Below are 11912 nucleotides of genomic sequence, written 5' to 3'. Positions count from 1 at the left end.
CATAATGCCGCCATGACCATCATCCTCGCCTCCACGAGTCGATACCGCGCAGCGCTGCTCGCCCGCTTGGGCGTCCAGTTCGAGGTTGCTGCACCAGGCGTTGAAGAGGTCGCGCACGACGGCGAGCCCGGGGACGCCATGGCCAAGCGCCTGGCCCGGGAGAAGGCCCTGGCCGTGTCAGCGCGATTCCCCGATGCGGTGGTGATTGGCTCGGACCAGGTGGCCATTTGCGCAACACGGCGGCTCGGCAAGCCAGGCACGGCCGAGGCCGCCCTGGCACAGCTTCAGCATCAACGTGGCCAGCTCACCGACTTTTTTACTGCGGTCTGCTTTGCTCGCGGCCCAGCGGTCTTGTGGGAGGACACCGTGACCACGCAGGTGCGCTGGCGCGAGGCATCGGTGCTCACCGATGCGGTGCTGGCCCGCTATGTGGAGATCGAACAGCCGCTCGACTGCGCTGGCGCCGCGAAGTCAGAGGGGTTGGGCCTGGCGCTCGTCGCACGAATCGACAGCGCTGACCCCACAGCCCTCATTGGGCTGCCACTCATTAGCTGCCAAACCGCCCTCACCAGATTGGGCTTGAGCCCCCTCCACCCGCGCGCATAGCGCGCATCACGGTCTCACCGGCTGCGGCACCGAATCGCTTGGCCACCCGCTCGGCCACGGAGGGCTCAAAACTGTAGTCCACGATCTCTTCGGCCTTAAAGATGTCTCGGGCAACCGAGGCCACGGATCCAATGCCATCGGCCAGGCCCAGTTCAATGCTTCGGGTGCCCGTGTAGACCATGCCACTAAAGATGTCCGGATCGGCCTTGAGCCGATCTTTTCGGCCGGCCTGCACAGCGGAAATGAACTGCTGGTGAACGTCATCGAGCATCTGCTGGGTGGCCCGCTGGTGCTTCGGGTCCTGGGGAAGGAATGGGTCGAGCATGGCCTTGTTGGAGCCCGCCGTGTAGAGCCGACGCTCAATGCCCATTTTTCTAATGGCCTCGGTCAGCCCAAAGCCATCGAGCCGAACACCAATCGAGCCCACAAGGCTGGCCTGGTTGACATAAATGGAGTCGGCCGCTGCCGCAACGTAATAGCCGCCGGACGCGCAGACATCCTCGACCACCGCCACCACCTGCTTGTCGGGGTAGAGCGCCTTGAGCCGACGGATCTCGTCGTAGATGATCCCGGACTGGACAGGGCTGCCGCCTGGAGAATTCATGCGCAGTAGCACGCCCGCGGCATCCGGTGACTCAAAGGCCGCCCGAAGTGCATCGTTGACCAAGAGCGCATCGACCTCACCATCGGCCTCAATCACTCCAGAGAGCGAGACCAGGGCCGTATGGCGTCCGATCGGGCCCGGGCCGTCATCCCAGCGACTCCCGATGAAACTCGCCAATACAAGGATGAGCACCAGGGTGGTGGCGCGGCGGGCCATGGCCCAGCGGCGAGCCGCCCGCTGCTCGCGCAGGGTCTCGAAAAGCAGACGCTCCATCACGGTCTGGGCCGTTCGGTCTGTCTGCGCACCGTCTTGTCGGCCCTGGTCTTGATCGTTCATGTCTCTGAATCCTTTGTCTGCGTTGGTTGCACCACGAGGCCCATTTGTCGAAGCTGCGACACCAGGGTGCGGTTGGGCTCCGCCACGATCTCCTGACGGTTCGATTCTGCGCCGAGGCCTGGGCTGTGAAAGGCAAGGCGCCAGGCGTGCAAAAAGAGCCGCTTGAGTCCGGCCTTCGCTGCGGCCGCGTTGGCGGTGGCCAAGCCATATTTTGGGTCGCCCACGATGGGGAAACCCGCATGCTGAAGATGGACACGAATCTGATGGGTTCTTCCGGTCAGGGGCTCCGCCTGAACCAGGGTGACGGGGCCAAAGCCAGGGAGGTCGCCGTCTAGCAGGCGGCGGACCCGCGTCATGGACGCCTGCCCATCGGCAGAGACAGACACCATGCGCTCACCATTGCCACCGACACGCTTGCGCAGCGGGGCCTTGATCAGGCTGGTGGGCCCATCCTTGCCTTGCGGCCAGGTGCCCGCCACGACCGCAAGGTAGCGCTTGCGCATATGACCATCTCGTAACTGCCGATGGAGGTCAAGCAGCGCGGGGCGAGACTTGGCCAGCAGCAGAAGGCCAGAGGTGTCACGGTCGAGCCGATGAACGAGTTCAAGCGACTCGGCTGGTCGTACCTCTCGAAGCGCCTCGATCACCCCCAAAGAGACGCCGCTGCCACCGTGCACGGCCAGCCCGGCGGGCTTGTCGATCGCCAGCAGGCTTGGCGTTTCCAACAACACCTGAATTTGTGACACGGCGCGCTGTGCCTTGGCCGACAACTGCCAAGTCGCCTCCGCATCCGGCGCTGCCAACGAGGCCATCCGGACCGGTGGCAAGCGAAGCATCTGCCCTGCCACCAACCGGGTGTCGGCCTTGACCCGACGACCATCCATCCGCACCTCTCCGGCGCGCAGCATCCGATAGATGCGGGTCTTTGGAACACCTTTCAGATGGCCAATCAAGAAGTTATCGATTCTCTGACCGTCCTGGCCGGGCTCGATGGGCAGGTGTTGCACCTGCCCAGAAGGGGTATACTCCATGGGTTCGTATTGAGCCTGAGCCTTAGATTTCCGGAATCCGACGTGTCTAAGTGCCAGATTGTAAGTGACCACGGAGCGCCCTGGGGGTGTGACATGGCCCGAAAGACAACACAGCAGAATCAATGAATCGCGTGGATGTTCCCGTGACGAATCCCTCCGAGGCCCGGCCCACTGCCCAGTCTCGTTCGAAAACGCTCACCCTTCCCTCTTTCTTGATCCACAGCCCATTCGCTGGGCCTGACCCTGCTCGTCCGGAGCCACCACATCGTCAGACACGCTCCAGCTGCGCCTAGTGCGCGAAGGAGAAGTTTGAATGAAACGCATGCTGTTTAACGCCACGCACGCAGAGGAACTGCGCGTGGCGATCGTCGATGGCCAACGGCTTGTCGACCTCGACATCGAAGTGGCGGGCCGCGAGCAACGCAAGAGCAACATCTACAAGGGTGTCGTGACCCGTGTGGAGCCCAGCCTTGAGGCCTGCTTTGTGAGCTACGGCGAAGACCGCCATGGCTTTCTACCGTTTAAGGAAATCGCCCGGGAGTACTTCAAGCCGGGGGTCGATGCCGGGAAGGCCAGAATCCAAGACGCCATTGCCGATGGCACAGAACTCCTGGTTCAGGTGGAGAAGGAAGAACGCGGCAACAAAGGCGCAGCCCTGACGACCTTCGTGTCCCTGGCTGGCCGCTACCTCGTGCTCATGCCCAACAACCCTCGTGGTGGTGGTGTGTCACGCCGCATCGAGGGTGAGGATCGCCAAGAACTCAAAGAGGCCATGGATCAGCTCGAACTGCCCAACGGCATGAGCATGATTGCCCGCACCGCAGGCATTGGCCGCAATGTGGATGAACTGCAGTGGGACTTGAACTACCTGCTGCAACTCTGGAAGGCCGTCGACGACGCCCGCAGCCTACAGGCTGGCGCCTACCTGATCTACCAAGAATCCAGCCTCGTCATTCGAGCCATTCGAGACTACTTCCACCCGGACATCGGTGAGATCCTCATCGACACCGACGACATTTACGAGCAGGCACGCCAGTTCATGCTGCACGTCATGCCGGATATGGCCGGGCGGGTCAAGCGCTATCGGGACGACGTGCCCCTCTTCTCGCGCTTTCAGATCGAACACCAGATTGAAACGGCCTACTCGCGCACGGTGCAACTCCCCTCCGGCGGCGCACTGGTCATCGACCACACAGAGGCATTGGTGGCCGTGGACGTCAACTCCGCCAAGTCCACCCGCGGGTCCGACATCGAGGAGACAGCCCTTCGCACCAACCTGGAGGCTGCCGACGAGGTCGGACGGCAACTGCGTCTGCGAGACCTTGGCGGCCTGATCGTCATCGACTTCATCGACATGGAATCCAGCAGGGCCCAGCGCGATGTCGAGCAGCGCCTGCGGGATGCGCTTCACCACGACCGGGCCCGAGTGCAGATGGGCAAGATCTCCCGATTCGGCCTGATGGAACTCTCCCGGCAGCGCCTGCGGCCGGCCCTCAACGAGGGCTCGCACATCACCTGCCCCCGGTGCAACGGCACAGGCGTCATCCGCGACATCGACTCCAGTGCACTCCACATCCTGCGCATCCTTCAGGAGGAGGCCATGAAGGACAACACCGCCTCTGTTCATGTCCAGGTGCCTGTGGAGGTGGCGAGCTTCCTTCTTAATGAGAAACGTACAGACATCGCCAAGCTCGAGGCGCGGCTGAAGGTCACGATTGTTCTGATTCCCAACAAGTTCTTGGAGACGCCGAACTATTCCATCGAGCGACTGCGGCATGACGATCCTCGTCTAGAGGACGTCAAGGCCAGCTATGCCATGGCCGATCAGCCCTCCACCGACTCCCCCTACCAACTCGCCAAGGAAGAGGCTGCAGGCAAGCCTCGGCAGGAGGCCGTGGTCAAGGGCATCACACCCAGTTCGCCGGCACCCGTCTCGGTTCGTGCATCCGCAGTGGCAGAGAGCCCATCGATCTGGAGTCGGCTCATGTCCTTCTTTACAGGGCCGGCCGACAATGACCGCCCCACCTCCGCAGACCGACGCAAGCCCGAGGGCCGATCAGGTCGCGATGCTCGAGGCCGTGGTCAAGATGCCGGTCGTGGCAACGGACGCCGCGGCCAAGGCCGCAACGGCGACCGCAATGCAGAGCGCGGTGATGCCAAAGGTGAGCGGCCCGACCGCCCCGCCCGCGGCCGCGACAACAGGCCAGATCGCGAAGGCCGAGAGCCTCGCGAGGCCAAGGAAGCCCGCGAGCCCAAAGAACCGCGGGAAGCCAAAGAGCCTCGTGAGCCCAGGGAGCCGCGGAACCGCGAGGGTCGTAAGCCCCGGGAGCCCCGGCCAGAGGGCTCAGACCAGCAGTCGCTTCCAGAGATGTCGGGCGCACCAGATGGCTCCGGCAGTCCAGACTCAGACCTGAGGGAGGATGGTCGCCCGCGTCGCAGACGTCGGCGCAGCGGCCGACGCGAGGATGGCACATCGGGCGACGAGGGCCAGAACGGCCAGGTCCTGACCACGGCAGACGCCGAGGAATCCTCGTCAGGCGATGCGTCGCCAGCGCCTGTGCGTGCTGCGTTCGCTGCAACGCCCGTCTCAGACGAGACCAGCGTCCCGGCGCCCACAGCCGAGCCTGATCTCCCAAGGCAGGCTGCCGCACTCGGGCCAGCCGAGGCAGCACCCGTCTTCTCGATGCCAGCACCTGCTGCACCAGCAGCGACCATTGCAGCGACACCCGTCGCACCTGCGCCTGCTCCCGCCACGCCTGTGGTGAAGCTGCCAGACCCGGAGCAGCTCAGGGCAGAACTCAACCAGGCAGGCCTCGAGTGGGTTCAGACGGTGGCAGACCCCTCAGCAGCCACGCAATTAGCCGCAGAGCCGCCCCCACAGGTGGGCCGAAAGCCCCGCAAGGCGGTGGTGGCATCCGAGGCGGAGCCACTCACCATGGTGGAAACCCGCTCACCGGAGCAGCCGCCAGCAGGCTAATCTTCGAGGATGTCAGAGAGCCAGCGTTATATCCCGATCGCGGACGAGGCCCTTCACAGGCTTCGGCCCGTTCTGCTGGACGAAGGCTGGTCTAAGCCCGATGGGCGCATGCTCGACACCAGGGGCAGGGGCCTGCAAGACCTGCGCATCTCGGTCATTGACCAATGCAACATGCGATGCGGATACTGCATGCCTCGGGAGATTTTCAACAAAGACTACGTCTATCTCTCGCGGCAGGAACTGCTCGGATTCGAGGAGATTGAGCGCCTGGCCAGGGCGTTCGTGGCCCTGGGCGTCCAAAAGATCCGCATCACCGGTGGGGAGCCGCTGCTCCGAAAAGACCTCGAGCGCCTGGTGGCCATGCTCGCCAAGCTCCGAACGCTCGAAGGCCAGCCGGTGGAACTCGCGCTCACCACCAATGGCCTGCTGCTGGGCCAAAAAGCCAAGGCCTTGGCCGATGCGGGGCTGCATCGGGTCACTGTGAGCCTGGACGCGCTCGACCCAGACATCTTCCAACAGATGGCAGACATCTCAGAGGCAGGTCCCCAGGATGTGATCTCGGGCATGCGTCGGGCACAGGAGGCAGGGCTGCGGGTCAAGGCCAACATGGTCGTGCAGCGGGGTGTGAACGAGTCGCAGGTCCTCCCCATGGCCGAGCAGTTCCGCGACATGGGCGCCACCCTCCGATTCATCGAATTCATGGATGTCGGAAGCTCCAATGGCTGGAAACTCGACCAGGTCGTGTCATCGCAAGACATCATCTCGTGCATTCACGCCCAGTTCCCCTTGGAGAGGGTTGGCCGTGGCACCCCCAGCGAGGTGTCGGACCGCTGGCGTTACCTCGACGGCAAGGGTGAAATCGGCCTGATCTCCTCGGTGACCGAGCCATTCTGCGGGGCCTGCTCTCGGGCACGCATCTCGGCGGAGGGCGGCCTCTACACCTGCCTCTTTGCCTCGCAAGGGTCCGATCTCCGTGGCCTTGTGAGACAGGAATCAGACGACCAACGCCTGCTCAGGGCGATTGCCCAGATCTGGGCCCGTCGCGCAGACCGTTATTCCGAATTGCGCGCACAAATGAAAAAGGGCCCAGAGGGCCCCAAGGTGGAGATGAGTTACATCGGCGGCTAGCGCTTGATGAAGGTCAGGGGGCCGGGAAGTGAACTGTAATAGGCAGCCAAATCTGCGATTTCTTCTTTGGTGAGTGCTGCGGCCATGCCCGACATGATTGCATTCTTGCGACTGCCGGTCTTGTAGTCGGTAAGCGCCTTGGCCAGGAAATCTTCGTACTGGCCTGCGAGTATGGGATAGCTTCCATCGATGGACTTCACGCCATCGGCGCCATGGCAGGCCGCACAGGCCTGGTCAGCCTTCACCTTGCCAAGCGCGATGTTGCCCGCCTGGGCCGAGACCCAGCCAGCAGCCAGCAAGGCCGCCGCTGATTTCAAAAAAACAGATGTCTTCATGTGGTGTCCTTGCCTTGCTTAACGAGACAGGCGGGCATAAAAGGCCGCCAGGTCTGCCATATCTTGATCGGTTAACGACGCGCTGATGGCCTTCATGCTGGGATGGCTGCGATCGCCACTCTTGTAGGCCTGAAGAGATGACACCAGGTAGGCCTCATTCTGGCCTGCAATCTTGGGAACTCGATACAGGACTGGGAAGGCCGTTTTGTACTCTGGAATGCTATGGCAGCCGATGCACATGGAATTCTTCCGCGCGCCAGTTGCAGGATCGCCCTTGAGGCCTCCTGCTGGCGCCTGCGCCATGACGGGCTGGGCGGCCATGAGCAGGCCGACCATCCCCACTGCGAGTGATGCACCCGCACACAACCGACCAAACGACGCTTGAAACATTGTTATTTCCCCCAAATCACAAACCGCTGAAGTTTAGCATCGTTAGGAGGCTGTCGGCGGGTGTCCAAGCCCTTTGAGGAGAAAGCCATTGAGCCGGCGCACAAAGCCTGCGGGGTCTTCCGGCTGGCCCCCCTCGGCGAGCAATGCCTGGTCAAACAACAGCCACACAAGATCTCGAAGGGTGTCCGAAATGCCCTCTGAGACCTGGCTGCCGTCGGCCCCCAGGATTTGCCCACCGGACTGATCGGACTCGGCCACCAGCGCCTGGACCAATGGGTGATTGGGATTGAGTTCCAGTATGGGCTTGCGCTCTGGAGCCTTCTGGCCCGTGGCCTTCAGGATGCGTTCAAGGTGGCCGCTGACGTCCTGCGCATCCGAGACCAGGCAGCAGGCGGAGTCGGTGAGGCGTTGCGTGAGTCGAACCTCCTTGACCTTCTCGCCAAGAATCTTTTGGGCCTTTTCGATGACTGGCTTGGCCTTCTTCTCTTCGTCCTTTGGCGTGTCGTCGGTCTTGTCCTTGAGCTTGCCGAGGTCGAGTTCACCCTTGGCCACAGACTGCAGGTGCTTTCCGTCGAACTCATTGAGAAAGTTCAAGACCCATTCGTCGATCCGGTCGGTCAGCAGCAAGACCTCGATGCCCTTCTTCTTAAAAATCTCGATGTGTGGGCTGGAACGTGCAGCCGAGAGGTTGTCGGCCGTGATCACGTAGATCTTCTCCTGCCCCTCTTTCATGCGGCCAATGTAGTCCTTCAAGGACACATCGGGCTCGTCGGCCTCACTGGCTGTGCTCACGAAGCGCATGAGCCCAGCAAGGCGATCCTTGTTTGAGAAGTCTTCGCCAAAGCCCTCCTTCAGGCACTGGCCAAACTCGGTCCAGAAGGTCTTGTAGTCCTCGGGCTTGTTCTCGGCCATGTCCTCCAGCAGGCCAAGAATTCGTTTGGCGCAGCCCTCACGAATGGCCTTGATGTCGCGGCTCTCTTGGAGAATCTCTCGCGAGACATTGAGTGGCAGGTCGGCGGAGTCCACCACACCGCGCACAAAGCGCAAATAATTTGGCAGGAGCTGCTCGGCGTCTTCCATGATGAAGACCCGCTTGATGTAGAGCTTGAGCCCATGCCGCTGCTGACGGTCGTAGAGGTCGAAGGGTGCCTTGCCGGGAATGAAGAGCAGCTGTGTGTACTCGGTTCGGCCTTCCACACGATTGTGGGTATAGGCCAGGGGGTCGTCCATGCCGTGGGCAATGCCCTTGTAGAACTCCTTGTACTGTTCATCGGTGATCTCAGCCTTGGACCTGGTCCAGAGGGCGGAGGCCTGGTTCACCGTCTCCCAGTCCTCATGCTCGACATACTCAGACTTCTTTTCATCCCACTCGCGCTTCTTCATCTGAATTGGGATGCCAATGTGATCGGAGTAGCGCTTGAGAATCTCCTTGATAGACCAGTGGGAGAGTAGGTCGTCGTGGCTTTTCTTGTCTTCGCCCTCCCCTTCAGCCTCTCGAAGGTGAAGGATGATCTCGGTGCCCCGCTCGGCCCGTTCAACGGGCTCGATGCTGAAGTCGCCAGTGCCCTCAGACTCCCAACGAACCGCATCGCTGGCGGGCAGTCCCGCCCGGCGGCTGATGACCGTGACATGGTCTGCCACGATGAAGGCCGAGTAGAAGCCGACGCCGAATTGACCAATGAGTGCGGAATCACGGGCGGAGTCCCCAGACAGCCGGCCAAAGAACTCCTTGGTGCCAGAGCGGGCGATGGTGCCCAGGTTGGCGATCACCTCCTCTCGGCTCATGCCCACCCCATTGTCTGAGATCGTGATGGTTCGGGCCTTGGCATCAAAGCCCACACGGATGCGAAGGTCCGGATCACCCTCAAAGAGCTTGTCGTCGGCCAGGGCCTCCAGTCGTAGCTTGTCGCAGGCATCCGAGGCATTCGAGACCAGTTCGCGCAGGAAGATGTCGCGGTTGCTGTAGAGCGAGTGAATCATGAGGTGCAGCAGTTGCTTGACCTCGGTCTGGAATGAGAGCGTCTCTTTGGACATGAATCGTGGTCTCCGTGAAGAAGAGGGTTGGGCCTATGTTCAGGGAGAGGTGGGGACGCCACCCCACCTTTTCAACCCCCTTCAGACCGGGGCTGTCTAGGACCCCATCGGGGCGGGTGTCTGCAGCCGGCGGGGCTTGAACTTGAGCTCCAGGGCCTTGCCCTTGCGGGCACGCTTGCCAATGAACGCCTTGAGGCTCGAGAGCCCAAGGGGTTCCTGGCCGGGCTTGCCCGCGCGTCCCTCGCCGTGGATGACCAGACCGGTGGCCCCCACCGCAGCCACATCCAGCAGCCTGTCGCCTTTGGGCTCCAGTTCCATGAGCGCCACTCCTCGGCCGCCGGTGGCGAGCACCTTGATCTCATCGAGTCCGAAGACCAACAGCCGGCCCGAGGCCGAAAGGCAGGCCACCGCGCCTTGGTCTGAGGGAAGTGCACGCAGCACACAAGGTGCGTCGCCCGCATCCAGTGTCATGAACTGCTTGCCACTGCGGTTACGGCCGATGAGGCCATCGACCTTGGTGAGGAACCCTTGGCCTTGCACGGTAGCCACCAGGACCGTGGTGCCCGCGGCAGCGGCCAGGAAATGAACCAATTGGCCACCGGCCTCCATGTCGATGAGCGAGGTCAGGGGTGCGCCGTCGCCTCGGGCACCCGGCAGGCTGAGCACCGGCACACTGAAGCTGCGGCCTGAGTTCGACAAGGCCACCAGGGCATCGACCGTTCGACACTCAAACGTCGCATACAGGGCGTCGCCCGTCTTGAACTGGAAGAGGGAGGGGTCGTGCCCATGGCCCTGCCGGGAGCGCACCCAGCCATTGACCGAGACCACCACTGTCACGGGCTCATCGAGCACCGGCGTCTCGACCGTGGCCTTGGCCTCTGCCTTGATCAGGGTTCTGCGGTCGTCTCCAAAGGCCTTGGCGTCGTCCTGCACCTCCTTGGCCACCGCCTTTCGAAGCGCCTTCTCATTCTCCAGCAGTGTTCGTAGCTTTCCGGCCTGCTCACGGAGTTCAGAGAGCTCACGCTCGATCTTGATGGCCTCAAGCCGGGCCAGCTGCCGGAGCCGAATCTCGAGGATGTCCTCGGCCTGAACCTCGGTGAGCCCGAACCGATCGACGAGGGCGGGCTTGGGCTCATCGCTCTCACGAATCACTGCAATAACCTCATCGATCCTAAGCAGGGCAATCGAGCGGCCCTCAAGAATATGGATGCGGTGCTCAGCCTGTTGCAGCCGGTGCGCGCTTCGGCGGCGAACGGTTTCCGTTCGGAACTCCACCCATTGCGAGAGCACCTCGAGGACAGACAAGGACCGTGGTCGGCCGTAGAGATCCACCGCCACCAGGTTCATCGAGACAGAACTCTGCAACGATGTGTTCGCAAGCAACAGCCTGACAAACTCGTCTCGATCGATCTTGGCGGTGCGGGGCTCAAAGACCAGCCGAACATCCGCGTCCTTGCCAGACTCATCTCGAACCGACTCGAGCTGGCTGAGCAACAACTGCTTGGTCTGCTGCTGCTCAGGCGAGAGCGACTTCTTGCCGGCCTTGACCTTGGGATTGGTGAGCTCCTCGATCTCCTCGAGCACCCGCTGGGAGGACACACCATGTGGCAGCTCCTCGACCACCAGTTGCCACTGGCCGCGGGCGAGGTCTTCAAAAGACCAGCGTGCCCGCATTCGAATGGAGCCACGTCCGGCTGCATAAATGGCCGCGAGCTCCTCAGGGCTGGAGATCACCTGCCCGCCGCCAGGGAAGTCAGGACCCGGCAGGCTGGCCATGAGCGCCTCCTGCGAGAGCTTCGGAGTGTCGATGAGCGCGAGAACGGCCGCCGCCACCTCACGCAGGTTGTGGGACGGAATCTCGGTGGCCATGCCTACAGCAATGCCCGAGGCACCATTGAGCAGACAGACCGGCAGCCGAGCAGGCAGTCGAAGCGGCTCCTGAAAGGCGCCGTCGTAGTTTGGCCCAAAGTCCACGGTGCCCTCGTCGATCTCGGAGAGCAGGAGCTCGGAGAACTTGGTGAGCCGAGCCTCGGTGTAGCGCATGGCTGCAGCACCATCGCCATCGCGTGAGCCGAAGTTTCCCTGGCCGTCGATCAAGGGATATCGCACCGTAAAGCCCTGCGCGAGGCGAACCAGCGCATCATAGGCAGACTGGTCTCCGTGCGGGTGAAACTTGCCCAGCACATCGCCCACCACCCGGGCAGACTTCACCGGCTTGGCCGCAGAGGAGAGCGACATGCGGTCCATGGCGAAGAGGATTCGACGCTGGACCGGCTTCATGCCATCACAAAGGTCGGGCAATGCGCGGCCCTTGACCACCGAGACGGCGTAATCCAGGTAGGCCCGCTCTGCGAAGTCGGCCAACGACAGGTCTCCGTCGTCACCGCCGAGGGCGGCACTCATGCCGACAGGCGGTGGAAGGTTCGAGCCGTCATCGGCGGGTAGATCCTCGAAGAGGTCTCCTGTTTCAC

9 protein-coding genes are annotated in these 11912 nt (G+C 62.5%); 3 read left to right on the top strand and 6 right to left on the bottom strand.

Annotated features, from left to right (window positions below; translation table 11 throughout):
• The first annotated feature begins 12 nt into the window (after positions 1-12).
• A complete protein-coding gene (locus AC8GDA_RS04205) occupies positions 13-606 on the top strand; it encodes a Maf family protein (protein WP_506557055.1) in 594 nt (197 codons plus the stop codon).
• Here the strand turns inward: AC8GDA_RS04205 and AC8GDA_RS04200 are convergent.
• Both AC8GDA_RS04200 and AC8GDA_RS04195 read right to left on the bottom strand, forming a co-directional pair.
• On the bottom strand, positions 566-1546 hold the full coding sequence (locus tag AC8GDA_RS04200; protein WP_506557054.1) for a S49 family peptidase: 981 nt from the start codon (positions 1544-1546) through the stop codon (positions 566-568). The two genes, AC8GDA_RS04205 and AC8GDA_RS04200, sit on opposite strands and share 41 nt — an antisense overlap.
• Positions 1543-2577 carry an RluA family pseudouridine synthase gene (locus AC8GDA_RS04195; RefSeq protein WP_506557053.1) on the bottom strand — a complete coding sequence of 345 codons (1035 nt, stop codon included), beginning with the start codon at positions 2575-2577 and terminating at the stop codon, positions 1543-1545. Before AC8GDA_RS04195 ends, AC8GDA_RS04200 begins: the two co-directional genes overlap by 4 nt.
• 313 nt (positions 2578-2890) lie before the next feature.
• Here AC8GDA_RS04195 and AC8GDA_RS04190 point away from each other — a divergent pair, with 313 nt between their 5' ends.
• Together AC8GDA_RS04190 and moaA are read left to right on the top strand one after the other, a co-directional pair.
• Positions 2891-5554 carry an Rne/Rng family ribonuclease gene (locus AC8GDA_RS04190; RefSeq protein ID WP_506557052.1) on the top strand — a complete coding sequence of 888 codons (2664 nt, stop codon included), beginning with the start codon at positions 2891-2893 and terminating at the stop codon, positions 5552-5554.
• A 9-nt stretch (positions 5555-5563) separates the two neighbouring features.
• Positions 5564-6682 carry a GTP 3',8-cyclase MoaA gene (gene moaA, locus AC8GDA_RS04185; RefSeq protein ID WP_506557051.1) on the top strand — a complete coding sequence of 373 codons (1119 nt, stop codon included), beginning with the start codon at positions 5564-5566 and terminating at the stop codon, positions 6680-6682.
• On the opposite strand, the gene AC8GDA_RS04180 is transcribed toward moaA, so the two are convergent.
• The 4 genes from AC8GDA_RS04180 to parC form a co-directional block, all read right to left on the bottom strand.
• On the bottom strand, positions 6679-7017 hold the full coding sequence (locus AC8GDA_RS04180) for a c-type cytochrome (RefSeq protein WP_506557050.1): 339 nt from the start codon (positions 7015-7017) through the stop codon (positions 6679-6681). The two genes, moaA and AC8GDA_RS04180, sit on opposite strands and share 4 nt — an antisense overlap.
• Before the next feature lie 18 nt (positions 7018-7035).
• A complete protein-coding gene (locus tag AC8GDA_RS04175) occupies positions 7036-7407 on the bottom strand; it encodes a c-type cytochrome (protein WP_506557049.1) in 372 nt (123 codons plus the stop codon).
• A 42-nt stretch (positions 7408-7449) separates the two neighbouring features.
• A complete protein-coding gene (htpG, locus tag AC8GDA_RS04170; protein ID WP_506557048.1) occupies positions 7450-9441 on the bottom strand; it encodes a molecular chaperone HtpG in 1992 nt (663 codons plus the stop codon).
• Positions 9442-9537: 96 nt separating this feature from the next.
• Entirely contained in the window at positions 9538-11844 is a 2307-nt protein-coding gene (gene parC, locus AC8GDA_RS04165) for a DNA topoisomerase IV subunit A (RefSeq protein WP_506557191.1), read from the bottom strand.
• Between the last annotated feature and the right edge of the window lie 68 nt (positions 11845-11912).

Origin of the sequence: Hahnella aquatica (SeqCode) (assembly GCF_965194505.1) — a bacterium.
Classification (GTDB): domain Bacteria; phylum Pseudomonadota; class Gammaproteobacteria; order Burkholderiales; family Burkholderiaceae_A; genus Hahnella; species Hahnella aquatica.
This window is presented reverse-complemented; position numbering and strand designations above follow the sequence as displayed.

What these genes read in the sequence shown, in the direction of transcription:
- AC8GDA_RS04205 (WP_506557055.1), top strand. Translation starts at nt 13, where the DNA reads ATGACCATCATCCTCGCCTCCACGAGTCGATACCGCGCAGCGCTGCTC.
- AC8GDA_RS04200 (WP_506557054.1), bottom strand. Translation starts at nt 1,546, where the DNA reads ATGAACGATCAAGACCAGGGCCGACAAGACGGTGCGCAGACAGACCGA.
- AC8GDA_RS04195 (WP_506557053.1), bottom strand. Translation starts at nt 2,577, where the DNA reads ATGGAGTATACCCCTTCTGGGCAGGTGCAACACCTGCCCATCGAGCCC.
- AC8GDA_RS04190 (WP_506557052.1), top strand. Translation starts at nt 2,891, where the DNA reads ATGAAACGCATGCTGTTTAACGCCACGCACGCAGAGGAACTGCGCGTG.
- moaA (WP_506557051.1), top strand. Translation starts at nt 5,564, where the DNA reads ATGTCAGAGAGCCAGCGTTATATCCCGATCGCGGACGAGGCCCTTCAC.
- AC8GDA_RS04180 (WP_506557050.1), bottom strand. Translation starts at nt 7,017, where the DNA reads ATGAAGACATCTGTTTTTTTGAAATCAGCGGCGGCCTTGCTGGCTGCT.
- AC8GDA_RS04175 (WP_506557049.1), bottom strand. Translation starts at nt 7,407, where the DNA reads ATGTTTCAAGCGTCGTTTGGTCGGTTGTGTGCGGGTGCATCACTCGCA.
- htpG (WP_506557048.1), bottom strand. Translation starts at nt 9,441, where the DNA reads ATGTCCAAAGAGACGCTCTCATTCCAGACCGAGGTCAAGCAACTGCTG.
- parC (WP_506557191.1), bottom strand. Translation starts at nt 11,844, where the DNA reads ATGAGTGCCGCCCTCGGCGGTGACGACGGAGACCTGTCGTTGGCCGAC.